The organism is Arthrobacter mobilis (genome assembly GCF_012395835.1).
GTDB lineage: Bacteria > Actinomycetota > Actinomycetes > Actinomycetales > Micrococcaceae > Crystallibacter > Crystallibacter mobilis.
This window is the reverse complement of the sequence record NZ_JAAZSQ010000001.1, coordinates 398,958-424,653: the sequence shown is the minus strand read 5'-3', so window position 1 is coordinate 424,653 and position 25,696 is coordinate 398,958. Positions and strand designations below refer to the sequence as shown.

At 70.7% G+C, this 25,696-nt stretch carries 17 protein-coding genes, 1 tRNA gene and 1 pseudogene; 2 read left to right on the top strand and 17 right to left on the bottom strand.

All coding sequences use genetic code 11. The annotated features are described in order from the left end of the window. Positions 1 to 291: 291 nt before the first annotated feature. The 11 genes from HGG74_RS21125 to HGG74_RS01945 all read right to left on the bottom strand — a co-directional run bounded on the left by HGG74_RS21125 (position 292) and on the right by HGG74_RS01945 (position 17,632). Positions 292 to 2,298: a LuxR family transcriptional regulator gene (locus HGG74_RS21125; protein ID WP_205761136.1), complete on the bottom strand. Its 2,007-nt coding sequence runs from the start codon at positions 2,296 to 2,298 to the stop codon at positions 292 to 294. Continuing rightward, complete coding sequence (locus tag HGG74_RS01990; RefSeq protein WP_168484646.1) at positions 2,244 to 3,005, bottom strand: ATP-binding protein; 762 nt, start codon at positions 3,003 to 3,005, stop codon at positions 2,244 to 2,246. Before HGG74_RS01990 ends, HGG74_RS21125 begins: the two co-directional genes overlap by 55 nt. Then, a complete protein-coding gene (locus HGG74_RS01985) occupies positions 2,998 to 4,890 on the bottom strand; it encodes a helix-turn-helix domain-containing protein (protein ID WP_168484645.1) in 1,893 nt (630 codons plus the stop codon). Before HGG74_RS01985 ends, HGG74_RS01990 begins: the two co-directional genes overlap by 8 nt. Then, on the bottom strand, positions 4,776 to 5,693 hold the full coding sequence (locus tag HGG74_RS01980) for an AAA family ATPase (protein WP_168484644.1): 918 nt from the start codon (positions 5,691 to 5,693) through the stop codon (positions 4,776 to 4,778). Before HGG74_RS01980 ends, HGG74_RS01985 begins: the two co-directional genes overlap by 115 nt. A gap of 137 nt (positions 5,694 to 5,830) precedes the next feature. Continuing rightward, positions 5,831 to 8,518 (bottom strand): helix-turn-helix transcriptional regulator, encoded by a 2,688-nt coding sequence (locus tag HGG74_RS22075; RefSeq protein ID WP_168484643.1) that lies wholly within the window; start codon positions 8,516 to 8,518, stop codon positions 5,831 to 5,833. Between the two features lie 9 nt (positions 8,519 to 8,527). Beyond that, positions 8,528 to 11,236, bottom strand: a complete 2,709-nt coding sequence (locus HGG74_RS01970) for a LuxR C-terminal-related transcriptional regulator (protein WP_205761134.1) — start codon at positions 11,234 to 11,236, stop codon at positions 8,528 to 8,530. 217 nt (positions 11,237 to 11,453) lie between these two features. Beyond that, the gene (gene sufU / locus HGG74_RS01965; RefSeq protein ID WP_168484641.1) at positions 11,454 to 11,915 is read right to left on the bottom strand and encodes a Fe-S cluster assembly sulfur transfer protein SufU; all 462 of its coding nucleotides are present in this window, start codon (positions 11,913 to 11,915) and stop codon (positions 11,454 to 11,456) included. After that, a complete protein-coding gene (locus HGG74_RS01960; RefSeq protein ID WP_168484640.1) occupies positions 11,912 to 13,231 on the bottom strand; it encodes a cysteine desulfurase in 1,320 nt (439 codons plus the stop codon). The genes sufU and HGG74_RS01960 overlap by 4 nt, the downstream gene beginning before the upstream one ends. Positions 13,232 to 13,546: 315 nt before the next feature. Continuing rightward, positions 13,547 to 14,134, bottom strand: a complete 588-nt coding sequence (gene pth, locus HGG74_RS01955; RefSeq protein ID WP_168484639.1) for an aminoacyl-tRNA hydrolase — start codon at positions 14,132 to 14,134, stop codon at positions 13,547 to 13,549. Between the two features lie 21 nt (positions 14,135 to 14,155). Further along, a complete protein-coding gene (locus HGG74_RS01950) occupies positions 14,156 to 14,746 on the bottom strand; it encodes a 50S ribosomal protein L25/general stress protein Ctc (protein WP_168484638.1) in 591 nt (196 codons plus the stop codon). Positions 14,747 to 14,953: 207 nt separating this feature from the next. Further along, complete coding sequence (locus HGG74_RS01945) at positions 14,954 to 17,632, bottom strand: hypothetical protein (protein ID WP_168484637.1); 2,679 nt, start codon at positions 17,630 to 17,632, stop codon at positions 14,954 to 14,956. A 578-nt stretch (positions 17,633 to 18,210) separates the two neighbouring features. Here HGG74_RS01945 and HGG74_RS01940 point away from each other — a divergent pair. Beyond that, positions 18,211 to 19,181 (top strand): annotated as a pseudogene (locus HGG74_RS01940) (IS481 family transposase). Here the strand turns inward: HGG74_RS01940 and HGG74_RS01935 are convergent. The 3 genes from HGG74_RS01935 to HGG74_RS01925 form a co-directional block, all read right to left on the bottom strand. After that, on the bottom strand, positions 19,178 to 20,158 hold the full coding sequence (locus tag HGG74_RS01935; RefSeq protein ID WP_168484636.1) for a ribose-phosphate diphosphokinase: 981 nt from the start codon (positions 20,156 to 20,158) through the stop codon (positions 19,178 to 19,180). The pseudogene HGG74_RS01940 and the gene HGG74_RS01935 sit on opposite strands and share 4 nt — an antisense overlap. Continuing rightward, positions 20,155 to 21,678 carry a bifunctional UDP-N-acetylglucosamine diphosphorylase/glucosamine-1-phosphate N-acetyltransferase GlmU gene (gene glmU / locus HGG74_RS01930; protein WP_168484750.1) on the bottom strand — a complete coding sequence of 508 codons (1,524 nt, stop codon included), beginning with the start codon at positions 21,676 to 21,678 and terminating at the stop codon, positions 20,155 to 20,157. Before glmU ends, HGG74_RS01935 begins: the two co-directional genes overlap by 4 nt. A 148-nt stretch (positions 21,679 to 21,826) precedes the next feature. Then, positions 21,827 to 21,898: transfer RNA gene (locus HGG74_RS01925), tRNA-Gln, on the bottom strand. Between the two features lie 151 nt (positions 21,899 to 22,049). Between HGG74_RS01925 and HGG74_RS01920 the strand changes: the two genes are divergently transcribed. Beyond that, positions 22,050 to 22,478: an NUDIX hydrolase gene (locus HGG74_RS01920; RefSeq protein WP_168484635.1), complete on the top strand. Its 429-nt coding sequence runs from the start codon at positions 22,050 to 22,052 to the stop codon at positions 22,476 to 22,478. Here HGG74_RS01920 and HGG74_RS01915 read toward each other — a convergent pair. The 3 genes from HGG74_RS01915 to HGG74_RS01905 all read right to left on the bottom strand — a co-directional run bounded on the left by HGG74_RS01915 (position 22,456) and on the right by HGG74_RS01905 (position 25,637). Next, positions 22,456 to 23,997 carry a putative bifunctional diguanylate cyclase/phosphodiesterase gene (locus tag HGG74_RS01915; RefSeq protein WP_168484634.1) on the bottom strand — a complete coding sequence of 514 codons (1,542 nt, stop codon included), beginning with the start codon at positions 23,995 to 23,997 and terminating at the stop codon, positions 22,456 to 22,458. The genes HGG74_RS01920 and HGG74_RS01915 overlap by 23 nt on opposite strands. Continuing rightward, entirely contained in the window at positions 23,987 to 24,364 is a 378-nt protein-coding gene (locus HGG74_RS01910; protein WP_168484633.1) for a DUF7793 family protein, read from the bottom strand. The genes HGG74_RS01915 and HGG74_RS01910 overlap by 11 nt, the downstream gene beginning before the upstream one ends. A 217-nt stretch (positions 24,365 to 24,581) precedes the next feature. Continuing rightward, the gene (locus HGG74_RS01905; RefSeq protein WP_168484632.1) at positions 24,582 to 25,637 is read right to left on the bottom strand and encodes a hypothetical protein; all 1,056 of its coding nucleotides are present in this window, start codon (positions 25,635 to 25,637) and stop codon (positions 24,582 to 24,584) included. Positions 25,638 to 25,696 lie beyond the last annotated feature (59 nt).

Genomic DNA, 25,696 nt, shown 5'->3' with positions numbered 1-25,696 from the left:
AGGCATATTGTGGGGCCTGCGGGCGCGCGGGGCCAGTACCCGGCCGGACCTGACCGGCCGGGAAGGGCCGGCGGTTACTGGGGGGGTGAAATCCCGGTCCGGAGGATTTCTGAACCGCCGGCCCCGTCCAGGGGGCCGCCGCTGCCGGCAACGGCAGGGACGGTGAGGGCCGGACACTCGCCTGTGTGTCCTCAGGCCGCTCATCCGCCAGCCTAGGGAACCGCCCGGGCCGGGGGCATGGGTAGCCTGCACCCGACTTTGCGGCCGGGTACCGGGAATCCTTCCCGAGGATTACCGGCAGATTGCCGGCGGGTTACCCAGGGCAGGCTCCGGCCCGGTGTCCCGGCCAAGGCTGGCGGCCAGTTCCCCCCGGCTGTGGATGTCCAGCTTCTCGTAGATCCGGTACAGGTGCCCTTCCACGGTCCGCACGGACACGCCCAGCCGGCCGGCAATCTCGCGGGTCCGGATGCCGCCGGCGGCCAGCACGGCGACGTCGCGTTCCCGCTGGGTCAGCCGCTGGCCGGCGGGAACATCGGAGGCAGGCAGGCCGCCGATCCCGGGCCACCGGCGGCCAAGGTCGTGCAGGAAGCGGCGTGCCTGGCGGGCCAGGGGCTGGTCGGCCGCGCCTCCCGGCTGGCGGACGCTCCGGGCTGCGGCGTCGGCCGCGATCATCAGGTAGCCGGCTTCCGCTGCCTGCTCCGCTACGGCCAGCACCTGCCTTCCGCACCTGGCGCGCACTGCCCGGGCATAGTCCAGGCAGACGGCGGCTTCGGTTCCCTCGGCGGCGCCGGCACAGGCCATCAGGTCATCGAGCCGGCCGCGGTCCCCCAGCCGGAGCATCAGCATCCGGACCTCCAGTTCCGCTGCCAGCAGGCCACCCTCGACCAGGATCCGGGCGATGTCCGCCAGCCGCTCCAGCGCCTCCTCGACGCTGCCGGCCAGGGCATCCGCACGGACGACGTACGCCTGCGCCAGCAGGGATGTCTCGGGGGGTCCCTGATGCTCCAGGCCGCCGAACTCCTCGGCATACCGGTCCGCCTCCTGACGGTCCTGCGCCTCCGCGGCTGCGGCGGCCGCCCGGCCCAGCGCATACGGCAGCAACAGTTCGGGATCGCTCACCCGCAGGCCCTCGACGGCCACGGCCAGCAGTCCGCGTGCTGCGCCGGCGAACCCCCGTTTCAGGGCCAGCCAGGCCCGGAGGAAATCGAGCGTGCCGCCGAAGACCAGCATGGCCCCCGCCCCGGAGGCCTCCAGCGCGGCCAGCTGCCGGTCGGCGGCTTCGAGCTCGCCGTTGCGGATCAGCTGCCGCGCCAGGCGGACGCGCAGCTGCGGTGCCGGAACCGGACCGCAGCCGGCGCCGCCGTCGACCGCCTCCAGCACCTGGCCGGCGGTGGCAGTGCTGCGCACGGCCAGGCCCGCGGCCGCCTGGACCTCGGCCAGCACCACCAGTGCCTGGCTGCGGACTGCCGGGTCCGGACAGGTTCCGGCCAGCTCTTCCAGTTCCCCGAGCGCTTCCCGGGGGCGGCCGCCTGCATGCAGTGCCTGCAGGCGCAGCAACTGCGGACCGGCGCCGGCCGGCACCGTCCCCGGGTGCTGCCGTTCCAGCCGGGCCAGGGCTGCAGACCACCCGGCTGCCAGTTCCTCGTACCCCGCCTGCCCCTGCTGCCGTACCAGCTGGCCGGCGATGCCGGCTGCCTCCGCGACCACGTCCGGGTCGGCGGCGGTGCGGATGGCCTGCCAGGCCAGGGAGCGGGCCGTCCTGAGCTGCCCCCGGTACAGCTGGGCCCGCGCCGCCTGCACCGCTGCCGCCGCGCTCGTGCCGGCCAGCGTGCCGGTCAGCTGCAGGGCCGTCCCCGGCAGGAACCGGGCGTTCGCCTCCGCGGCAGCGGCCAGCAGCTGCCCGTCGGCCACCGGTTCCCCGCTGTCCAGGGCCCGCCGGACGCCCGGCAGCTGCTGCGCCCCCGGGCCCTCGCCGTCCGGGCGGCTGCGCAGCCACCGGTGCAGCTGCCGCCGGAGGCCGAGGGGAGCCAGCCGGCGCAGGGAATCCTCGTGCAGGGCGGCCGCCAGGCGGACCTCCGGCCCGCCGGAGGCCTGGCCGGGAACGGCATAGCCTGCGGCCACCAGGCCGTCGAGGATGTCCGGACCAATAAATTCTTCAGCCCTGCTGCGGCGGACCGGGCCCAGCAGGGCCAGCACCGCCACCGCCGACCGTTCGGCGTCCGGCAGCCGGGACAGCTCCTGCTTCATGGCGTCCAGCAGGGCCGGGCTGCCCGGCGCGGTTCCTCCGCCAGCAGCCATGTGCCGTTGCGCGGCACCAGAGATCCGGTGTCGCGGGCCTCCTGCAGCAGCAGGCCCAGCAGGCGGGGATTGCCGCCGGATGCCTCGCCCAGCGCCCTGACGCTGCTGGAGATGACCGTGGCACCAAGGACCGTCCGGCAAAGTTCGTCCCGTTCGTCGCCGGACAATGGTGCGAGCCCGATCTCGCGGAGCAGGCCATCCCGGATCAGTGCCGCCGCACCGCTGTGGCTGCCGGCGCCGGGCCGGACGCTGACCAGGAGACGGACCGTGCCGGCGGCCGCCAACCGGGCAATGACCGACGCACTGCCGCCGTCGAGTTCATCGGCGTCGTCGACCACGACCACCGGGCGCCGCCGGGCCGGCGCGGCAGCGCCGATGAACGCTTCCACCGTCCGCAGCACGTCCGCCGCGGTGGGCGGCCCGCCGGCCGGCAGATATGAGAGCATCGGGGTCAGTGCCGCGAAGGGCACCCCCATGCCGGCGGCGGCGCCGGCCGCCAGCGGGAAGAACCGGAACCGTGCCTGCTCCGCGGCCATCACGGCGCGCAGCAGAGCGGTCTTGCCCATGCCTGCCGGCGCTACCACCGCGGCACCGCGGTACCGCGGGTCGGTCAGGGCAGCGGCGGCGGCGGACAGCTGGTCCTGCCGCCCGGCGAGGGCAGCGTGCATCGGAGTGGCCAGTGAGTTGGATACCGTGCGCTCAGGCATGCCGGCCCATCCTTTCCCCGGCCGGGCCGGCGGGCACCGGATCGTGCCGGGGCTGAAGCCTCGCGTACAGCTTGTACAGGTGCCCTTCGACGGTGCGGACGGACACCCCGAAGTGGCGGGCAATGTCCGCATTGGACTGTCCGGCGGCGACCCGCGCTGAAACTTCCTGCTCGCGTGCGGTCAGGGACCGGTCCCCGCCGAGCCGGCCGATGCAGAAATCGAAGCCGGCGGCGTCCGGACAGATATACCTCAGGGCCAGCCGCATCAGCGTGGTATCGCTGCCGCTGGCCAGGGCCAGGGCCAGGCGGGCCGCTTCGCGGGAAAAGACCATACCGCCCGTTCCGGCGGCCAGCCCGGCCGCGGCCAGCAGGGCTGGCGGTTCCTGCCGCAGCAGGCCCGAGCCGAAGGCGCCGCAGGCCTGGGCGAACGGCCCCTGCACCCGCGCCGCCACGCGGACCAGGTCCGGTGCGGCGTCGACGTCGCCCAGCCGCACGGCGCCGCTGAGGTAGCGCAGCGCCGCGGCCAGGGCGCCGAGGTCCTCGGCCCGGCGGCCGTCCTCGCGCAGCCCGGCGGCCGCCGCGGAATACGAGGTGACGGTCGCGCGGGCCATGCCGGCGTAATAGCGGGCGGCCGCCCCGGCCTGCCACGGCAGGCGCACCCCGCCCTGGCAGACCGAGGCCCCGGCCAGGTCCAGATGTTCCCGCACGCCGTCCCGGTTCTCCAACAGCGCGAACGCATAAGCACAGGCGGACGCCGCCAGCGGCAGCAGCTGCCAACCCGCCGGATCCTGCAGCCGCCCCAGGGCCGGCTGCAGCAGTTCCAGGGCCCGCCGCGGCTCGCCGGCTTCGGCCAGCCGCAGTCCCTCGGCAATCCCGGCCTGGATCCAGACCCGGCCGTCACGCAGTGCGGCCATGCCGCCCCGCAGGTCAAGCAGGCGTGCGTAGGCGTCCCACATTCCCTGAGTGCGGAACCGCTCCCGCAGGCCGGCGGCCGCGCCGGACTCCCCCGGCCCGGACGCCTCCGCCAGTTCCCGGCCCAGCCGCTGCGCATCGGCCTCCCTGCCGCTGGCCGCCTGGACCTGGAGCAGCAGCACGGCCGAGCGGTCCCGCAGCTCGGGCTCGGGGCTGTGCAGGCAGGCGTGCAGCATGTCCTGGGAAATATCGTGGAACCGGCCTTCATACAGGGCCAGGTCAGCCTGCTCCAGGTCCAGCAGCCGGGCCGGCAGGCAGCCGGCCCTGGCGGTGCCGGCAAGCCCTTCGGCGGCGGCCGTGAGCAGCCGGGCGGCCTGACCGGCGGTCCCCGGCTGCGTCCGGGCCGCCCGGCTGCGGACCAGCACAGCCTGCAGCCACCGGCCCTCCGCTTCCGCAGCACCGGTGGCAGCCGCCACCTCGGCCTCCCCGGCTGCGAGCACGGCGGCAGCGCCCGGCAGATCGTGCAGGGCCAGGTGGGCTTCGGCCCGCACGACGGCGGCGGCCGGGTGCCCGTCCGCCTGCTGTGCCAGCTGCAGGGCCAGCGCGGGGTCCGCAAGGTCCAGGGCGGCACGGGCCGCGGCCAGGGCCTGCGCCGGTTCCAGGCCGGCGCCGGAATCGAGTACCCAGCGTGCCAGGGACAGGGTGCCGCCGCCGGTCCGGGCCAGTGCTTGCCAGGCGCCGGCGTCGAGCACCATGCCCAGCAGCTGCCGCGAGCGCTCCGGCGGCAGCCCGCGGCGGAGGACTTCGGCCAAGAGCCTGTCCGGCAGCCCGGCTGCCGGGGCCGGACCGGCCTCGAGCATCACGATGCCGCGGCTGTGCAGTTCGTCGAAATCTTCATCGAAGTCTTCATCACTGCCGGCAGCGCGCAGCAGGCCCAGCGGCAGGCTGCCCAGCATGGCCAGGATCTCCGCCATGGTCCGCTGTCCGGGAGCCAGGCCCGACAGCGCGCCGGGCAGGTAGCCGTCCAGGCCGTTCCCCGGCCTGGACCGGACCGGGGCCAGGACCCACCAGCCGTCCTGCAGGGCGAGCCGGCCGGACTGTACCCATTCTCCGGCCAGCACGCCCAGCAGCATCGGATTTCCCCGGACGCCGCCCGGAGCTCGTGCACGGCCTGGCCGCAGGCCGGCGCGCCCAGGGCAGCTGCCACCCAGTCCGCCGTCTCGGCGAAGGTAAAGTCCGCTGCGTCGAACCGGTGCAGCAGCCCGTTCCGCCACAGCCCGACGAAGCTGGCCGGGATCTGCGAGATGTCCTCTGCGCACAGCAGCAAGGAGATGGTGCCGTCTGCAGCCAGCTGTGCCAGGGTCACCGCCGCCTGGTCGTCCAGGAGCTGGGCGTTGTCGGCCAACACCACGGTTTTCCGTCCGCCGGCCCGCTCCCGGAGCAGGCGGCCGGCGGCCGCCACGACATGGAGCGGGTGCTCGAGCAGCCGTCCGTCCACGTCGCTGAGCAGGTAGTGGAGGGCCCCGTAGGGAATGGCCGACACCAGGGCGCTGCCACGGACCCGCTCGCTGTGGACTGCCGGGCCCATCCTGGCCAGTGCCTCCCGGGCCAGGCAGGTCTTGCCGGTTCCCGGTCCCCCCACCACCAAGGCACCCGCGCCGTCCGGCGCCGACAAGGTTGCGGCGATCCGCCCGGCCAGCCGGCGGCGGCCGGCGGGCACCGGGACGGCAGGCGGCACCTGTTCCCCATGCTTGAATACTTCAACAGTTTCAGCCATGCGCAAGTCCCCCAACTGCGGCTTCGAGAATCCTGCTCCCGGTGAAAGCCTAGATTCGGGACCCGGCGCTGTCCCTGCGTAGTACTTACCGGTGCTACCTACTCAGCACCCTGCCCTGCGTGCTGCCGCGTACCGTGCTACCCACTGCCGAGCAGGTCCGGCGTCAGCTCGTCCCGGCGGCTGATGCCGAGCTTGGCGAACGCGCGGTAGATGTGGCCTTCGACAGTGCGCACGGACAGGCACAGCTGCCGGGCGATCTGCGCATTCTTCAGTCCCTGGGCCACCAGCACGGCAATATCCCGCTCCCGGCCGGTCAGCCTCACGGCGGCCGTCCCGGAGCGCGGCACCGCCGCACCGGCTGCCTCCACCGGCTCCCGGTGCCCGCTGCCCGGCCGCAGGCCGGGCCGTTCCAGCGCCGGCAGGAGGGCGGCGGACAGGGCCGCAGGCCGGGAAGCACCGCCGGCGGCCGCACGTTTCAGGCCGTCCACGGCTACGGCCAGAACTTCCGCGCCGTATTCCCGCTCCCGCAGGCCTGCCAGCGCCTCAGGATCTGCGTCCTTCATGGCGCGCGCCATGGTGTTCAGCGCCGCTGCCCAGGTCCCTTCGGCGCCGTCCGTGACCTTCATCAGCTGATCCAAGGCAGCCAGGTCGCCGGTCCGCACGGCGGCGGTCAGCAGTTCGGTTTCGGTCCCCGTCCAGCCCCGCCGCGAGGCGGTGCCGGCGGCTTCGCGCAGCCCGGCCAGCATGGCTTCCGAGCCCCCGCGCAGGAACCCGGCCGCCGCGGCCAGCCCCCGGCCGAGCAGCTGCAGCTGCGCTGTCGCCCCGGTGCCCGAGGCGGAAAACCTCGCCAGGTATCCGTCGGCCGCCGCATCGTCCCCGGCCAGCGCCGCCGCATAGGCGCCGGCGGCCAGGACCAGCGGCAGCAGCCGCCGGCAGCTGCCTGCCGCCAGGTCCTCGACTGCCGGCTTGAGCAGGTGGAGTCCGGCTGACCCTGTCTGTCCGGCAGCCGCCGCCAGGCTGAACACCCCGGCGGCCCGAGCCTGGCCGGCGGCGGACTGCAGGAAGGCCGGCAGCAGCCGGGACAGCTCGTCCAGGCTGCCCCGGCGGACCAGGGCCAGCGCATGCAGGGACAGTACCGGTGCGCAGAACGGCAGCAGCCGGCCGCCGGCCTGCTGCAGCATCTGCACTGCCTGGCTGGTCAGCTGCGCCGCGCTCTCGGCCCGGCCCGTGGCGATGAGGACCTCGCCGGCCAGCACGCGGGCCAGCAGCGCACATTCGGCGAATCCGTCCGGCTGGCCGATGATGCCCTCCAGCCCGGCTTCGGCGCGGGAATAGTCGCCCTCGGCCACCTGCGCCGCGAACCGGATCAGGTCGATGCCCCTCCTGGACCATTCCGCCAGCCGGCCGTGCCGTCCGCCGGCCTCCGGGGCGGCGAGCCGCTCCACGGCCTCCGCCCACCGGCAGGCCAGGTCCTGAAGGTCCTCAGGAGGCACCGTCCCCGGCCCGTGCAGCCACACCCGGACGCCGAGCAGCGCGGCCGCGGCGGCGGTCGGCAGGTCCGCGGCATCCGCCAGCAGGCCGTCCAGGCAGGCCGCCGCCTGCCCGTAATCCCCGTTGTTGGCATGGGCCCGGCCGATCTCGACCTGTGCCGCGGTCCGGAGCCGGGCTGACGTGACCGCCTCGGCGGCCTTGAGGGCCAGCCGGCTGTCGAAGCTGTCATTGGCCAGCCTGGCAGCGCGCAGCAACTGCCCCTCGGACACGTCGAATCCGCAGTCCAGCGACCACTCGAGCAGCCGCAGCATGCCGGCGCGCGGCAGCGTGCAGCCGCCCATCGCCGCCGCCACCTCCCGGCGCAGGCGCAGGCTGCGGCCGGCCGGAACCGTTTCCCGGATCACCTGCGCATGCAGCGGATGGCCGATCCGCACGAGCCGGTGGCTGTCCTCCCCCACGGTGACCGTTCCACCGTCGGCCAGTTCATCCACGCACGCGCCCGCCGCGCACCTGAGCAGGACCTGCAGCGGCACCGGTTCGGCCAGGGCAATGGTTTCCAGCGCTTCGCGGGCGGCCTCGGAACGGTGGCCCAGCTGGGCCCTGACCAGGTCGACCAGACGGGCCTGAGGCGGCCCGGGCTCTGCGGCCAGTACCCAGGCACCGTTGCGCTGGAGAAGCGCCCCGCTGCGCCGGGCCTGTGCCAGCAAGGCCAGCAGGAATCCGGGCACGCCGCCGGCCGCGGCGCGCAGCGAAGCGCTGCTGCCGGCCAGTACCGGTCCGCCCAGGACAGCCCGGCACAACTCATCGGTTTCGGGCTGGGTCAGCGGCCGCAGCGTATGCCGGGTCAGCAGCTGGTCCGAGGCCAGCGACAACAGTTCCTGGGGAATCTGCGGCCGGTTCCGTCCCAGGGCGAGCAGCTTCGCCGTCCCGGAAGAAACCAGCTGGGCCACCAGGACGGCACTGCTGTCATCAAGGTCGTGGATGTCGTCGACGACCATAAGCACGGGTTTGCCCTCCGGGCAGGCGCTGCGCAGGCCCGCCATCAGCGAGCGCATGGCGGCCAGCACCGAACCTGCCTCGCCGGCTGCCAGGGTGCCCAGATGGGGCGCCAGTGCCCCGAACGGGATGCCGGACAGCGCCGGGTCGGCGTAGATCCACAGCGGCTGCACGCGCCCCTCCAAGCCGGCCACCACTGCCCGGGCCAGGGCGGATTTGCCCAGGCCCGGGCCCGCCATGACCAGCGCCCCGCCACCGGGGCCGAGAATGCCGGCCTGGACCTCGGCCATGACGTCGCGGCGGCCCACCAGCAGGTCAGTTCCGTATCCCCCGGTCACGGCCGCCTCCTAGTTCAGGACTTCGCGCAGTTCGGCGCGGCCGGAGACCTGGAGCCTGCTGTAGATCTTTCCCAGGTGCCAATCCACCGTCCGGGGCGAAAGGTGCAGTTCCTTGGCCAGCGACGTGCTGCTGCGCCCCTGCCCGGCAGCCAGCGCCAGGTTCCGTTCGAAGTCGTTCAGTTCCTCGATGCGCCGCCGGGTGCTCCGGTAGCGGTCAAGCCTGCGGAAGGTTTCACGCTGCAGGACGCGGGCGCGCTGCCGGAGCGGTTCGTCTGCCGGCAGCCGGCCCGCAGCCTCCGCCAGTTCGAAGGCCAGCAGATCGTTGCCCTCGGCGCGGGCCAGCTCGCAGGCCTGCAGCAGCGGGCCCGCCTCGCTGTGCAGCCGGCCCTCGGCCAGCAGCTGGAGCATCCGGGCCAGCGGCCAGTGCGCCGTATCGGTGGTTTCACCGGTGCCGGCCAGGCGGTGCAGCGACGGCAGGTGCCCGAGCTGCGCCGCAGTCCCCAGGTACAGCGGTACCAGCGAGGGCAGGCCGGCGGCAGCAGCCTGTTCGGCCCGCCGGGCCAGCTCGTCCACCGCCTCCTCGCGGCGGCCCAGCAGCGCCTGCGCGGCCAGCCGGAAATAGTCCGTGCCCGAGCGCATCGCCCACGAGCCGGACTGCCGGGCCTGCGCACCGGCCTGCAGGTAGTGCTGGGCCCGCGCCTGGTCTCCGCCGAGGGCGCAGGCATGCGCCGCGGCCGCAAGCGCCAGCGGCAGGACCGCGGAACCACCGGCCGGCCGCAGCTGCGCAATGGCGCCTTCGAGCGCTCCGCGTCCCTGGTCGGCCCGTCCGCAGAGCGTGTGCAGCAGTCCCGCCGCAAGTTCCGCCGCGGTGCCGCCGGAGACATCGGCCAGGACCATTCCACCCTCCAGCAGCCGGGTGCACCGGGACCACAGGCCGGCTGCCAGGTAGATGCCGAAGAGCTCCCCGCGCAGCTGTCCGCGTTCGGTCGGTGCCAGGCCGGGGGCTGGCAGGGCGGCCTCCAGCTGTTCTGCGGCCGCCATGGCCTCGGCCATCCGGCCGGTCGCCGCCCAGGCCTGGGCCAGCAGCGAGCCGAACCGCAGCCGTTCGCGCAGTGGAAGGCTCCGGTCGGTGAAGTACGCGGCGGCCTGCGGCGGCAGCTGGGCGAACCGCCCGGCGAAGACCGCGTGCTCGGCTTCGGCCAGGACCAGTTCCCGGTACATGGCCGGCAGTTCCGCGGCGCTGGTCCCGGCCGGCGGGTTCCGGACCAGCCGGCCCAGGTCCTGCAGGACGTCTTCGGCAGCGGCAGCGGACGCGGGCCCGGTACGCAGCGCGCGGTGGCGTTCGAGCAGCAGGCGGGCGGTGGTCAGGCCGCCGGTGCGGGGCAGCTGCAGCCCGCGCGCGGCCGCCTGGGCCGCCGCCAGCGGGTCACCCATGGCATTGAGCGCGCGGGCTTCCTCCAGCACGAACTCCGGATCCCGGCTGCTGCCGGGAATGCTCCGGACAAAGCGCAGGGCCGCCGGCAGGTCCCGGAGGCGGTTGGCCAGGCAGGCGCCGGTCAGGGCGTCCTGCCGGCCGGGTTTCCTGCCGCACTCCAGGGCCCAGGCGGCGATCCGCAGCGCGGCTTCGGGCGACAGCGCTGCCGGCTCGACCTGCCCGGCAACGGACGCGTACAGTTCCAGGCTCCGGCCCGGCGGCACGCTCTGGCGCAGGATGGTTGCCGCCAGCTGCTGCTTCAGCCGGACCATGGCCGGCCGTCCGCCGGCGACGTCGAGGACACCGAGTTCCTGGAGTTCGTCCACGGCCGCCGCATCTCCCCGGCCGTGCAGCAGTTCCAGCGGCAGCTCCGCCGCAAAGGCGAGCAGCTCCAGGACGCTGCGCTGCCGGGGCGTGAAGGTGCCCAGCCAGGCACGCACCACGTCGGTGATTTCACCCGAGTGGACCACCCGGCCGGCCAGCACCCACACCCCGTCACGCTGCGCCAGCACCCCCGCACTGCGCTGTTCCAGTGCCAGCAGCCGCAGGAACAGCGGGTTGCCCGCGCTCAGCTCCCACAAGACCCCGGCCGCGGCCCCCGAGACCGGTCCGCCGAGCAGGGCCTCGATGAAGCGTCCGGACTCCTCCCGGCTGAAGTTGCCGATGTCCAGCCGCAACAGTTCGCCACCGGACCATAGGCGGGCAAACTGTTCGGGCAGCCCGTGGAACCCTGCGGCGCTGATGATCAGCTTGGCCATCCGCGCCCGTGCCAGCTGCATCAGGACCGCGGCGGTCATCGGGTCCAGTTCCTGCGGGTTCTCCACCAGGATCAGCAGGCTGCGCCCGGCTGCGCGTTCGATCAGCAGCCGGGATGCCTCCCGCAGCACCACCACGGGGTGCTGCAGCGCATCCGCGGACACCTCGCTGAGCAGGAACCCCAGGGCCCCGAACGGCAGCCCGGCGGTGGCGGCGCTGCCGCGGACCTGGACGACGCAGGCGTTGCCGAAGTACAGCTCCACCAGATGCTGCGCCGTCATGGTTTTCCCCACGCCGGGGCCGCCCACCAGCACGATGCCCGCTCCGGCCGCGGACTGCAGCGCCTGCCGTGCGGCGTCGAGCAGCTCTTCGCGCCCGACGAACTGCCGGCGCCAGGGCGGCACTACCCGCAGCGTCCGTTCGGACTCCTGCCGGCCGTCCCCCGACATCCGGCCACCCTCATGCAAAGACAATGCGACATTAGCCATACCACTCCCCCAATGAACGGCTGTCATCACAAATTCACGTCAAGGTGCGATTCCGGCAGCAGCCCGGATGCAACGGTAGGCGATCCCGTTACGGAGCTGACGTGCCGGTTTATTTGTGACTACAACTACTTATAAGGAGGCAGTGGGCGGCTGTGCGTCAAGGAACGGCCAGAAGTGGCTCAAGATTTCCCCAAGGTGCACCGCCGCCAGGGGCACGCTACCCGGCGGCGAGCAGCGCTTCCTCCAGCGCCACCCAGGCAAGCATGGCGCATTTGACCCGGGCCGGATAGCGCGCCACCCCGGAAAAGGCAGCGGCATCGCCGAGAATTTCCTCGTCCGCCTCGAGGGCGCCGCGCGAGCGCATGACCTCGCGGAAGTGGTCCACCAGCTCCAGCAGGTCCTGGCGGCGCAGGCCCGTGCCCATATCGTGCAGCACGGAGGCGGAGGCCATCGAGATCGAGCACCCCTGGCCCTCCCAGCTGATCCCCGAGATCGTCATCAGGTCCCCGGCGTCGTGCACGCTGGCCCGCAGGGTGATCTCGTCGCCGCAGGTGGGGTTGAGCATGTGGGATTCGCCGACACGGTCCCCCGCAGGCGCCTCCGCCAGCCCGGAACCGTGCCTGGCCCGGGCATGGTCGAGGATGATCTGCTGGTAGAGCTGCTCCAGGTCGGAACTCACTTGGCCACTCCAAAGAACTTGCGCACGCCGGCCACGGCGTCCAGGAACGCGTCCACGTCGTCGGTGGTGTTGTACAGGTAGGTGCTGGCCCGGGTGGTGGAGACCAGCCCGAGCCGGCGGTGCAGCGGCTGGGCGCAGTGGTGGCCCACCCGCACCGCGATGCCCTTGTCGTCCAGGAACTGGCCCACGTCGTGGGAATGCACGCCGTCGACGTCGAACGCGGCCAGGCCGATCCGTTCACTGCCGGCCTTCGGGCCGGTCACCCGGATGCCCTCGATCGCCTCGAGGCCGGCGACCAGCCGCTGGCCGAGGTGGGTCTCCCAGGCATGGATGCGGTCCATCCCGGTTTCCTGCAGGTAGTTCACCGCCGCCGCCAGGGCCACCGCCTGGGAAATTTTCTGCGTCCCGGCCTCGAAGCGCTGCGGGGCCGGCAGGTACTCGGCCTGCTCCATCGTCACCGTGGTGATCATGGAGCCGCCGGTGAGGAACGGAGGCATGGCATTGAGCAGCGCGGCCTTCCCGTAAAGTGCCCCGATGCCGGTGGGGCCGAGCATCTTGTGGCCGGAGAACGCGGCAAAGTCCACATCCAGCTCCTTGACGTCCACCGGAAGGTGCGGCACCGACTGGCAGGCATCGAGCACGACGAAGGCGCCCTGGGCATGGGCGAGCTCCACCAGGGTCCGGACCGGATTGATGGTCCCGAGCACGTTGGATGCGTGCGTGAAGGCGAGGACCCTGGTGCGCGGGCCGATCACCTTTTCGGCCTCCTCCAGCCGGAGCCCGCCGTCGTCGTCCACCGGGATGTAGCGGAAGGTCGCGCCGGTGCGGAAGGCCAGTTCCTGCCAGGGAATCAGGTTGGCGTGGTGCTCCATCTCGGTGGCGACGATCTCGTCCCCCGGACCCAGCCGGAACTGCTGCGCTGCCGCCGGGCCGCGGCCGGCGGTGGCATTGGAGAATGCGTAGGTGACCAGATTGATCGCCTCGGTGGCGTTGGAGGTCCAGATGATCTCGTTGCCGCGGGCGCCAACGAAACCGGCCACCGCCTCGCGGGCGGCCTCGAACGCTTCGGTCGCTTCCACCGCCAGGGAGTGGGCACCGCGGTGCACGGCGGCGTTGCGCTGTTCGTAGAATTCCTGCTCGGCCTCCAGGACACTGGCCGGGTTCTGCGAGGTCGCCCCCGAATCCAGGTACACCAGCGGATGCCCGTTGACCGGCCGGCCCAGGATCGGGAAGTCGTTGCGGATCCGCAGGACTTCGGCGTTGTCCAGGGCCGCAGGGGCGGGCTTGAGGGTGGCGGGGGTGGAAACCACTGGCACCAGGGTGCTCCTTCGTCGGCGGACACGGGCGGTTGTCGGCCATTACGCAAGACAAACCTTGGCTAATTATTCCACTTCAGCGCCACGGAGGCACCTGAGCCCAGCCTAAGTTCGCAGCGCCCGGGACGGAAGGACTGCCCGTGAAAGAGGGCATGGAAAAGGGGCCGACGATGGGATGGGGGTGGCCCAGTCTCAGAGGCCGCCCATCGTCGGCCCCCGCTCTGGGAGCCACTAATGGCTAACTTCAATAATATGCCTGCTGGGCGGACTTCCGCCAATCCGCCACGCGCTGACGGCACCCCTCCCGCCCGGGCGCTATTTGCCGGCCGAGTGGAACCTTTGCTGGGCGTTCAGCAGCCCTTCGGAGGCCAGCGACTCGACCGCATCGGCGGCATCGCCGATGAGGAAGGGCAGTTCCTTCTTTTCGGTGGCGGCGAAGTCGCGGAGCACGTAGTCCGCCGTGTCCATACGTCCGGGGGGCCGGCCGACGCCGACGCGAACCCGGTGGTAGTCCTTGGTGCCGAGCGCCTTGGAGATGTCCCGCAGTCCGTTGTGGCCGCCTTCGCCGCCACCGATCTTGAGCTTGATCGTACCGAACGGGATGTCGATCTCGTCATGGACTGCGATGACGTGGTCCGCCCCGATCCCGAAGAATTTGGCCAGCGCCGCCGTGGGCCCGCCGGAAACATTCATGTAGGTCAGCGGCTTGGCCAGGACCACGCGCGGGCCGCCAATGCCGAGCCGGCCCTCGAGGACCTGGGCACGGGCCTTGTGGCTCTTGAAGCTGCCGCCGATGCGGGCAGCCAGCTCGTCGAGCACCATTTGACCCACATTGTGCCGGTTATGACTGTAGTCGGGCCCGGGATTCCCGAGCCCGACTACCAGCCAGGTTTCGCTGCTCACGAAGCTCCGATACCGCCGTCGTTACTCGGCGGCAGCCTCGGCGGCCCCGGCAGCTTCGCCTTCGGCCTCAGCCGCAGCGGCTTCGGCGGAAACGGTGGCGATCACGGTGTCGGCGTCGACCAGCAGCGCCACACCCTGGGGCAGCTCGATGTCCGAAGCGTGGACGTGCGCGCCGGCTTCGCGGCCCTCGACGTTGATGGTCAGGGTCTCGGGCAGGTGAGTGGCCTCGGCCTCCACGGACACCGTCGGGTGCTCCAGGTTGAAGACGGTGCCCGGGGCAACCTCGCCTTCGACGTGGATGTTGACCTCAACGCTGACCTTCTCGCCCTTCTGGACGGTCAGCAGGTCGACGTGCTCGATGATCTGCTGGATCGGGTTGCGCTGGATTTCCTTGGCCAGGACCAGGTGCTCATCACCGTCGACGTCCAGGGACAGCAGCGCGTTGGCGGTACGCAGGGCCAGCGTAGTCTCGCGCTTGGGCAGCAGGACGTGGAGGGGCTCCGCTCCGTGGCCGTAGATAACGGCGGGGATCTGTGCGTTGCGGCGGGCCCGGCGGGCGGCACCCTTGCCGAATTCGCTGCGGATTTCGGCGGCGAGCTTCTGCTCAGTCATGGCATTCTCCTTTAAGTCTTGGCTTTTCAGCCGGTCGGCAGCGCCAGGTCAAGGAAAATGTCCAGAAAAACAAGCCTTCCAGCCACCGTCGATCACGGATCTGCCGCAGTCTCTGCGGCGTTCCCTCGCCTAGGCATCGGCATCAAGCTTAGCAGGCGCCGCGCCGCGGTCCGAATCGCGGTCCAGGCCGGCGGAGCCTCGCAATCCCTAGTGCCGGCGGGGCCGGGACAGGAACAGTACCAGGGCGGCGGAGAGCAGCAGCATGGCGGCGGCAGTGACCACGCCCCGCTGGTCGATCGACGATACCGCCAGCACCGGGCTCAGCCTGACCAGTCCGGGGGCATTTGCCTGCTTGGCGGGTGCGTCTGCCGGCCCGCTGCCCGGGCCCGGCCCGGGCGGAACCAGGACGCCGCCTTCGGCAGTCGGCCCGCTTCGCACCAGATGGTCGAGTGCCGCGCAGGCCTGCACCACCGTGCCACCGTTCAGCGCCACCATGTTCATCATGCCGGTCTGTCCGGAGTCCTCCGGCCGGCAGTCCAGGTCTTCGACGGCGGTTCCCGGCTTGACGCGGACCCGGACGGTCACCAGGTAGTCGTGGCTGTCCATGACATCGATCGCCCGGCCGGCAGCCAGCGTCTCCAGCGGCAAGCTGCCCGGCTCCGTCCATCTGCCTGACAGCCCCGCCGCCGGGAGCATCCACCGGGCCGAGACGATCTCGACGCCCTGGCCGAAGGCCAACCAGTCCACCAGGGTGTAGCGGGCGGGGGAAACCATCGAGGGGTTCTTGATGCTGACCCCGTAGACAACCTCCCACTGCGTGCCTGCCGTGCCGGGGACCGGGGCCGGATTGCCCGCGTTCTTGCTGACCTCCAGCCCGGGGCCCTGCCACGTGTTGGCCACCGTGCAGGTGATGTGCTGGCCGTAGCCGGGCACGACGCTCGACCCCTGCTGGACGAGTTTCCCGCTGCCCGAATCCAGCCGGCAGCGCCAAGGTTCCGCAGCGAACTCCTGGTCCCCCAGGAAGGCCGGAGCATCATCAAGCCGGTAGGTCCTGCCCGCCTGGACTTCGCCGGAGGCGCCGCTGGTGCCGGAAAGTTCCGGTGCCACGGCGCCTTCCGGAGTGGCGGTCAGGGTCCACTTCCCGGACAGCCGCCCGGCCAGCTCGGCCGGGGCCAGCGTGTGGACCAATGTCAGCCGCTGGGTGCATTCGACGACGGTCCGGACGGTGAGCCGGTTCAGCGCCGCCGACAGCTGCTGCGTACCGGTGCCTGAACTGCGGACGGCTTCGCATCCTTCGGGCAGGGTGAGCGACTCCGTGACATCCAGGTCGGCTCCCGGACGGTAACCGCCGGCTGCCGTGCCCCATTGCTGCGTGTGCTCCGGGCGCACCTCCCCCGCCAGCTGGACGGCTCCGGCAGTCGACAGCCGAAGGGAGGCGCCGAAGCCCCCGGGGCGGCTGCCATGCAGGTAGTCGGTACCATTGATGGTCCACACCTTGTCCACCTGGACGCCCACCGGTACCGTCCGGCAGGCCGACGCCTCGATCCGGCTGTTCAGCACCGCGGTGCTGCGCAGCCCGCCGGAGGCTTCGTCGCCCGGCCGGCATTCCAGCGCTGCCGCCGCCGTATCCTCGTCAACCGTGACGACGGCGCTGACATGGTAGGTGTGGACGGTCTCCCCGGTGGAACTGTGGCCGATGGCAGTGCCGGGAGCGGCCAGCGTTTGGGTGCGGTTCCTGTCCGTGTCCGGCCAACTGCCGGACACCCGCGGCTGGGTGCCAAGCCGGGTCCAGGCAGCTGACACAATGCCGATGCCGGGCCCAAAGTCCAAGGTGTCCGTCAGCCCGTAGCCGGCATCTGCGGTCCGGGAGGTATTGATCACGCGGATCTCGTAGCCGAGGTTCCACCTGCCCGCCGGGTCCTGCGTGAGCGTCACAGCCGACTTGGTCACGCTCAGCGGGCCGTCGCGCAGCTGAACGGCGGCCACGCACAGCACGCGCTGGCCTGGTTCCAGGGAACCGAGTGTGTCTCCGCCCCGCACGGCAACGCCTTCGCCGCTGCGCTCATCGCGGCAACTCCACGCCGGTTCTGCGGCAACATCGGCAGCTTGGGACCAGCCTGGATCCATCCGGGCGGACAGGACGGTGGCGGCGCCGGCCGGGACGTTTGCGAAGCCACGGGCCGGAACCTCCGGCCCGCGGCCGCCAAACACCGTCCGCTCCCCCTGTTTCGCGGACAGGGTCCAGAAGCGGCCGAAGTCCGCCTTCGGGACGTTGAACGCCTGGACCAGGCGCAGCTGGGCCGGCTGATCGCTCTCCCCGGAATCCCAGGATCCTCCTCCCGCGGCTCCGGGGCCGGTTTCCGTCTCCGTGTCCACGCCGGTGTCCGGCTGGTCCGGGTCCGGCTGGTCCGGCCCAGGTTCGCTGGGCTTGGGCTGGTTGGTCGTGGGCGCGGAACCGTCCGCCGGGGAACTGTCCGGCCGGCCACTTCCGGTGCCGTTGCCCGGTTGCTCCGGCTTGGTGGCCGGCTGTTCCGGTTCAGCTGCCGGGGGCTGGTCGGGTCCGGGTGCCGGGACGGAGCCGTTCCCGGCCGGCTGGTCCACGGAAGGCGGCGGCGCTGCCGGACCGCTGCCAGGTGCCGGCCCGTCGCCGGGGGCTGCCTGCTGATCGGCGGTTTGCCCGCCCGGCGGTTTGGTCAGGGGAACCGGCGTCTGTTCCACGGCCGGGGCCTGTCCGGGTGTTGCCGTTGACGTAGCCACCGGGGCCGGGTCGCTGGTTCCCGCATCCGCCTCCGGATATCCTCCTGCCGCGATCATGACACCGGCGAGCAGGGCAGCCAGACCGGCCCTGAGCCGATGGCGCCGACGCGGCACGTCGGAATTATTCATGATGGAGGCCCCCAACCTTGCGGCTGCCTCGGGTTCACCCCGGCCTGGCTTGGAACCGGTGAGGTGGTGCAGCGGCGCCGCCGGGCCGCTGCACGCCAACAGGTGCACCCCCGGCACCTCGTGCGAGTCTTGCAGTGCACTCTATTGCTAGAGCATTTCCAACCTATCAACTGCCAGGACCGGAGGCCATAGCGGACAGGATATCCACCCTCGAATTACCTTGAGATGACGCGGCAGCCAACGGCCGGGGCCGGGGGCCGGACCTCAAGTCCGGACCCCGGCCCCGGATCCCCTCGCAGTGAAGACCGGCGCGCCGGGTCCCTCCGAGTGGGGCGCGAGGGACCCGCTGTGGCGGCGAAGCCGACCGGCCCGGGCCTGCCCACCGCTCGCTTCGCTCGCGGCGGGCCTCTAAGAGAGCTGCCAGGGGTCCCCGTGCGCGAAGCGTGCGGGGCAGGCAGCGAACGCTAGCTGTACTGACCACGGACGTTGGTGATATTCGGCGTGGTCAGGTGACATGAAGAAGACCTCCGGGTGAGGTGGTGCTTGCGACAGTCATCACCCCGGCCCGGAGGTCTTCAATGTCCCATGCTAATGCCGTCCTGACCCCGAAGGGCCGGTTGCGTCTGGCCTGCTGCGTTGTCGAGGACGGGTGGCCGCTGGCCCGGGCCGCGGAGCGGTTCCAGGTCTCGGTCTCCACCGCCGTCCGGTGGGCTGCCCGGTACCGGGAGCACGGGCCGGCCGGGATGGCCGACCGGTCCAGCCGTCCGCACCGGTCCCCGCGCCGGACGCCGGTGCGGCGGGAACGGCGGATCATCGCGCTGCGGGTGAACCGGCGGTGGGGCCCGGCCAGGATCGGCTACCGGCTGGGCATCCACCCCTCGACCGTGCACCGGGTGCTCTCCCGCTACGGGCTGGCCCGCCTGGCCTGGCTGGACCGGGCCACCGGCCGGACGATCCGCCGCTATGAGCACGCCGCCCCCTTAGGACCTGGTGCATGTGGACATCAAGAAGCTTGGCCGGATCCTAAGACGGGGGCGGGCACCGGGTCCTGGACCGCGGTGCCGGCCAGCGGAACAGGACCGGCACCGCGGCGAACCGGCGGCCCGGCTACGCGTATCTGCATAACGCGGTCGACGACCACTCGCGCCTGGCCTACACCGAGATCCTGCCCGACGAGAAGAAGGGCACTGCCGCCGGGTTCTGGGTCCGGGCCAACGCGTTCTTCGAGTCGGCAGGCATCACGGTCAGGCGCGTGCTCACCGACAACGGGGCCTGCTACCGCTCCCTGCCCTTCGCCGCGGCCCTGGGCCCGCAGATCCGGCACAAGCGCACCCGCCCGTACCGGCCCCAGACCAACGGCAAGGTGGAACGCTACAACCGCACCCTGCTGGAGGAATGGGCCTACGCCAGACCGTATGCCTCCGAATCAGAGCGCCTCGCTGCCTTCCCGGCCTGGCTGCACGGCTACAATCATCACCGCGGGCACACCTCGCTCAAGGGTCAGCCACCGGCCAGCCGCGTACCCAACCTCTCCGGACAGTACAGCTAGCTGCGGCCGTCGAACAGGCTCGTCACCGAACCATCCTCGAACACCTCACGGATGGCGCGGGCGATCAGCGGCGCAATCGAGAGCACCGTCAGCTGCGCGAACTGCTTCTCCGGCGGAATCGGCAGCGTGTTGGTCACCACCACTTCCCGGGCCCCGCTCTCGGCCAGGCGCCGCGCCGCCGGATCGGAGAACACCGCATGGGTGGCGGCGATGATCACGTCCTTGGCCCCACCGCTCTTCAGCACCTGGACCGCGCCGGCAATGGTGCCGCCGGTGTCGATCATGTCGTCGATGAGGATGCAGGTACGGCCCTCGATCTGGCCCACCACCTGCTTGGCCACCGCCTGGTTCGGGACGTTGATGTCCCGGGACTTGTGCACGAAGGCCAGAGGCGCGCCGCCCAGGCGCTCGGCCCACTGCTCCGCCACCCGCACACGGCCGGTGTCCGGGGACACCACCGTGACGTTGTCCAGGTCCACCCGGGTGCGGATGTAGTCCGCCAGCAGCGGGATGGCCATCAGGTGGTCCACCGGCCCGTCGAAGAAGCCCTGGATCTGCGCCGTGTGCAGGTCCACGGAGATCAGCCGGTCGGCGCCTGCGGTCTTGTACAGGTCCGAGACCAGGCGGGCGGAGATCGGCTCGCGGCCGCGGTGCTTCTTATCCTGGCGCGCGTAGGGGTAGAACGGGGCCACCACCGTGATGCGCTTGGCGGAGGCGCGCTTCATGGTGTCGATCATGAGCAGGTGCTCCATCAGCCACTCGTTGATTGGAGCCGGATGCGCCTGGATGATGAAGGCATCGGTACCGCGGACGCTTTCCTCGAAGCGCACGTAGATCTCACCGTTGGCGAAGTCGTACGCGGAGGTCGGCAGCAGCTCGATATCCAGCTCTTTGGCGATCTCCTTGGCCAGCTCCGGGTGAGCCCGCCCGGAGGCAAGGACAAGAGTCTTTTCGCCCTGGGCCGTGATTGTGCTCATGAATGATCACTTTCTTCTGTGGTGGGGATGGGGAGGGAAGTCTCGGCAGGCTCTGCGGCCGGGCCGGCGGCAGCCTGGGCGGCCGCCGCGGCGGCGGTGCCGGCACGGTGCTGGATGACCCAGCCTTCGATATTGCGCTGCGGCGCCACATTGATGGCCAGCGCACCGGCAGGCACATCCTTGCGGATCACGGTGCCCGCTCCCGAGTAGGCGCCGTCGCCCACGGTGACCGGCGCGACATACATATTGTCGCTGCCCATGCGCACGTGCGATCCGACGGTGGTGTGGTGTTTCTTCACGCCGTCGTAATTGACGAACACACTGGCCGCGCCGATATTCGATTCCTCGCCGATGGTGGCATCCCCCACGTAGGACAGGTGCGGGACCTTGGAGCCGTTGCCGATATTCGCGTTCTTGGTCTCCACGAAGGTACCGATCTTGCCCTTGGCGCCCAGCACCGTGCCCGGCCGCAGGTAGGCGAACGGACCGACACTGGCGTTCGGGCCGATCACCGCATCCGAGCCGTGCGTGCGGACCACACTGGCGCCCTCCCCCACGACGACGCTGGTCAGGGTGGTATCGGGGCCGACGACGGCGCCAGCTGCCACCTGCGTGGCGCCGTGCAGCTGGGTGCCGGGCAGGATGGTGACGTCGGTGCCGAAGGTCACCGTTGAATCGACCCAGGTGGTGGCCGGGTCCACGATCGTCACTCCCGCGCGCATGGCAGCTTCCAGGACACGGCGGTTGTGCTCGGCGCCGAGCGCGGCCAGCTGTACGCGGTCGTTGGCCCCTTCGACCTGCCAGCGGTCGGAGGTGGACACCGTTGCCACCCGGCCGCCGCCGTCGTTCGCCAGGGCCAGCACGTCGGTGAGGTACTTCTCCCCCTGCGCGTTGTCGGTGGTGACCTGCTTCAGTGCGTCCCTCAGCACTGCCGCGTCGAAAGCGTAGATCCCCGAGTTGACCTCGCGGATGGCCCGCTGTTCCTCGCTGGCGTCCTTGTGCTCGACGATGCCGCGCACGCTGCCGTCGTCGGAGCGGACTATCCGGCCGTAGCCGGCGGCGTCGTCCAGGACCGCAGTCAGTACGGTGACCGCGTTGCCGGCGGCGTCGTGCTCGGCCACCAGCTCGTGCAGCAGGCCGGTGGTCAACAGCGGCACGTCCCCGTAGGTCACCACCACCGTGCCGTTGACCGGCCCGGTGCCGGCGCGTTCGCCGGCAGCATCGAGCGCTTCCAGGGCCACCTCCACGGCACGGCCGGTGCCCGGCACCTCGTCCTGGTCCACGATCACGGCCTGCGGATCCAGCGCGGAAATATGGGCGGCGACGCGGTCCCGCTCATGCCGGACGACGGCGGCGAGCACCTTCGGCTCCAGCCCCCGGGCAGCGGCCAAGGCGTGCCCGACCATGGAAATCCCGCCGATTTCGTGGAGGATCTTGGGCTTTTCGGACTTCATCCGGGTTCCGGCCCCGGCGGCGAGAAGGATGACTGCTGCCGGTGAGGCTGCGTTGCCTGGACTAATGTCGTGGGGGCTCACTAAGGGGCACTCCTACCCGGACTGGATCCGTCGTCGAGCGAAAGCGGGGACTATCGCAATGTTACCGTCCGCGGAACCCTCCGGATTCCGGTTGCGGCTTCCTGGTGCTGTCTGCACATCCGGCGTCCCGCCGTTCCGCCCCTAGGATTCGAACCTAGACTCCGAGGCTCCAAAGGCCTGGGTGCTGCCGTTACACCAGGGCGGACCGTGCCGGTCCGGGAAAACGGCATGCTTCCCCGGCACATCCGGCACAATCGTCTATTTTGCCATGACTGGCAACTCCTGTGCGACTTGGCGCCCTGCAGCACCGGCGACGGCGCATCCTGACGGCCGCGCCGGCTTGCTACCCTCGACAGGTGCCTAACGTCCTGACGCTCTCCGCGCTCGTCATCCGGGACCGCCACGGCCGGCTGCTGCTGGTCCGCAAGCGGGGAACCAGCATGTTCATGCAGCCCGGAGGCAAGCTGGAGCCGGGAGAGACCTTTGCCGCCGCCGCGGTCCGGGAACTCGAAGAGGAACTCGGGATCCGGGTCGGCGAGTCGGAGCTGGAAGCGCTCGGCCACTGGTACGGACCCGCAGCCAATGAGGCCCGGACCTTTATTGACGCCGCACTGTTCGCCTGCAGTCCGGCTGAAGATCCCGTCCCCGCGGCCGAGATCGAGGAATTCCTCTGGCTCGACCTGGCCGAGGCGGGCAGCCGCACCGACCTCGCCCCGCTGCTGACCGAGCACGTGATTCCGCTGCTCGCGGCAGTGCCGCGGTTCAGGCCGGGGCGGGAAGACTGACCGAGTTCCCGAGCAGTTCCAGCAGCTCGGACTCCGGGACCGGACGGCTGAAGTAGTAGCCTTGGCCGCTGGTGCAGCCCATTGCCAGCAGCCGGTCCACCTGCTCCTTGGTCTCGATGCCCTCGAAGACGGCCTCCAGCCCTGCCGCGCGGATGAGCTGGAGCACTGCGGCAATGAATTCATTCCGGCTGATATCGCCGTTTGTTCCGGCCAGGATGGAGCGGTCCACCTTGACCATGCTCACCGGCAGGGTCCGCAGGTAGCTGATGGAGGAATAGCCGGTTCCGAAGTCGTCGATCTCGATGTCGACCCCGAGGCTCTTCAGGCTCAGCAGCGAATAGGTTTCGACGTCGCCGCCCGTCACCAGGGCCGTTTCGGTGATTTCCAGGACCAGCTGGGCAGGGTCGATCCGGGAGTCGCGCAGGACCTCGCGCACATAGTCGACGAGGTCGATCCGCTGCAGCTCGGCGACGGAAAGGTTCACGCGCAGCCGGAAATCGTCTTCCAGGGGGATGACGGTCCGCCACCGGGCGAAGGCCAGGACCGCCGTACGCATGATCCAGCGGCCCAGGTCGATGATCAGGCCGGTCTCCTCAGCCAGCGGAATGAACTCGTCCGGCATGACCATGCCGCGCTCCGGGTGGTTCCAGCGCACCAGCACCTCGGCACCGCGGATCCGCCCGGTGGCCAGCTCGACCACCGGCTGGTAGTACAGGGTGAACTCGCCGGCGGCGATGGCGTCGCGCAGTTCCGCCGCCATCTGATTGTGCAGCTGGCGGGAAAAGAGCATGGGCGGCTGGAACATCTTGATGCTGGCCCGGCGGTCCTTTTTGGCCTCATACATGGCCGTATCCGCCTCCAGCAGCAGCTCCTGGGCCGTCTGGCCGGGCTCGGCCACGCACAGGCCGATGCTGGCCTGGGGCCAGACGTTCATTTCGTCCAGCTGGATGCTGCGGCCGAGCACCGCCAGGATGCGGTTGGCCGTGGCCAGGGCCTGGTCCACGGTGGCTTCGGGGATCAGGATGGCGAACTCGTCGCCGCCCAGCCGGGCCACCGTGTCCCCTTCCCTCACGGCCTCCCGCAGCCGCTGTCCCACCGCCACCAGCACCCGGTCCCCCGCTTCGTGGCCGAAGCTGTCATTGATCTGCTTGAAGGAGTTCAGATCCAGCAGCAGCAGGGCCGGAGTCCGCCTGCCATCCGGGGTCCGCTCCAGGGCCTCGTTGATCCGCTCGGCCAGGGCCGCCCGGTTGGCCAGCCCGGTCAGGGCATCGGTCATGGCCATCAGGCTCATCGCCTGGTGGGCCCGGCGCAGCATGGCGGTGCGTTCCTCCACCCGCTGTTCCAGCTGCTTGTACATCAGCTGGAGTTCCTCGGCGAGCAGGTTGATACCCATGCTGACCGCATCGATCTCGTCCCGCTCCTGGGACACCGCGATCCTGGTGCTCAAATCGCCTGAGGCCAGGCGGGCTATGGCGTCCACCAGCTGGGTCAGCCGGTCATCGCCGCGCTTAGCTGGCACAGACGTTCTCCAGCCAGGCCAGGGCCAGGGATTCGGAGGTGAAAAACCCGGCGGGGCACGGCAGCGGGTCGGCTCCAAGCATGAAATTGGCGATGACCCGGTCCACCGGGGACTCGCCGAGCAAGGCGATGGCGGCGGCCCCGGCCATCCGGCACAGTACTGACCTGGCTTCCCTGCTAATGGACGCGACTCCCGTAACGTCCAGGATTGCCGGCCGCGGCGCCGGCCCGGCAAGCTCGCCGAAGCGGGCCGCGGCGGCCTCCGCCACAATGGCGGTTATCGGCACCCCGCGGGGCAGGAAGATGCGGATGGCATCGTCCCCGTCACTGAGCACCGCTTCCACACCCTCGTCTATGACCTCCGACATGGCGGCCTAGCCTGCCACGGGGCGGCTGCAGCAGTGGATTGTTGTACAGCAGTGTCCGGTACCGCGCATGTGCATTCGTCCCCCAACGTTCCACAGGAGGGCAGGCGCCCCCTCCCGACCGATCGAGCGGCGCCACGTCGAGCGGCAGCACACTCAGCCATACGTGCATAGCCTAAACGAACAATCACCATTTTGGCCGTTGACGTGCGATTTTACCTTAATGTGAAGGCTGCACTTCGGAAATCAGTGCCGCAGCGTGGGCTGCCCGGTCGAGGGCTCCGGCCTGCCGGAAATACTCCTCGCTCTGACGAAGGTACTCGACGCCGCGGTCCACGTCCCCCAGTTCGCCAAGCGCCCGCCCCAGCAACAGCGTGGTCTCTCCGGTTAAGTTGCTGGGCAGATTGGTTCCCTGTTCACATACTCCGGAAAGGATGTCAGTGGCCGTTTGCAGATCACCATTCAAGAAGTGCCAATGTCCTTTGGTGAACTCGACGATGAGACGGTCTTCGCCGTTTCCCCCAACGATCGATGTAGCAAGTTCTGCCCGTTGGATGCACTCGTAAGTTTCTTCATCCACCAATCCGGCCGCCAAACGCATAGCCGCCGATGCCCGGTTAAACCAAGCCCACAGCGCCAGGTCGTTGGTCGGAGACAGGTGTTCCGCAGCAAGCCGATGGTACTTGACCCCTTCCGCTGCATGTCTGCGCATGAAGGCAACGTTGCCTACCACCCAGTATGCCTTGCCGGCAATCTGCGAATCGGCCTCACCGTCCAGCATCCCGGTCAGGGCCAGACACTCCGTCCAAGCTTCGTCCAACTGGTCGTTCTCCGCCAAAGCTGCGACCAGTGCCAGCCGGGCCTCGACTTGCAGTCCGAACGGCTGCTCGCCCAGGCCGTTGGACCGCAAGGCCTCCCCTGCAAGGTCAATGGCTTGGGGAAGCTCGCCCGAGATCTGGGACACCACGGAGAGCATGGTCAGAACCCTGGCCGTAAGTTCCGGAGACGCGGAGGTGAGCGGATGCTCCCGAAGCTCTTCAGCCACTACACGGCATTCCTGGTAGCGGCCCTGTTCGCGGAAACTCTCAGCCCGTAGAAAGGTCATCTGCCACCAGGCGGCATTATCCTCTCTTGCAGCGGCAAGGTCGGCAGCCTCCCGGGCAAAAGCCAGTGCCTGGTCATAGCGCCGCCGCATGAACGCCTCGCGGGCGCGCAGCTCGACCAGAATGTTGGCCCCGGACTGCTGACGCACTGTGCTTCCTTCCTGGCGGTCCATAGGCTGGACCCGGCCGAAGCCGGCTCCAGTGCCCGCGGGATGCGGGAACCTTTCCCGTG

Bases quoted from the DNA above. Each gene is read 5' to 3' on its own strand.
- HGG74_RS01985 (WP_168484645.1), bottom strand. From the start codon at position 4,890: ATGGCGGAGATCCTGGCCATGCTGGGCAGCCTGCCGCTGGGCCTGCTG.
- HGG74_RS01910 (WP_168484633.1), bottom strand. From the start codon at position 24,364: ATGTCGGAGGTCATAGACGAGGGTGTGGAAGCGGTGCTCAGTGACGGG.
- HGG74_RS21125 (WP_205761136.1), bottom strand. From the start codon at position 2,298: ATGGCTGCTGGCGGAGGAACCGCGCCGGGCAGCCCGGCCCTGCTGGAC.
- HGG74_RS01950 (WP_168484638.1), bottom strand. From the start codon at position 14,746: ATGACTGAGCAGAAGCTCGCCGCCGAAATCCGCAGCGAATTCGGCAAG.
- HGG74_RS01970 (WP_205761134.1), bottom strand. From the start codon at position 11,236: ATGGCTAATGTCGCATTGTCTTTGCATGAGGGTGGCCGGATGTCGGGG.
- HGG74_RS01990 (WP_168484646.1), bottom strand. From the start codon at position 3,005: ATGCCTGAGCGCACGGTATCCAACTCACTGGCCACTCCGATGCACGCT.
- HGG74_RS01945 (WP_168484637.1), bottom strand. From the start codon at position 17,632: ATGAATAATTCCGACGTGCCGCGTCGGCGCCATCGGCTCAGGGCCGGT.
- HGG74_RS01980 (WP_168484644.1), bottom strand. From the start codon at position 5,693: ATGGCTGAAACTGTTGAAGTATTCAAGCATGGGGAACAGGTGCCGCCT.
- HGG74_RS01935 (WP_168484636.1), bottom strand. From the start codon at position 20,158: ATGAGCACAATCACGGCCCAGGGCGAAAAGACTCTTGTCCTTGCCTCC.
- HGG74_RS01905 (WP_168484632.1), bottom strand. From the start codon at position 25,637: ATGGACCGCCAGGAAGGAAGCACAGTGCGTCAGCAGTCCGGGGCCAAC.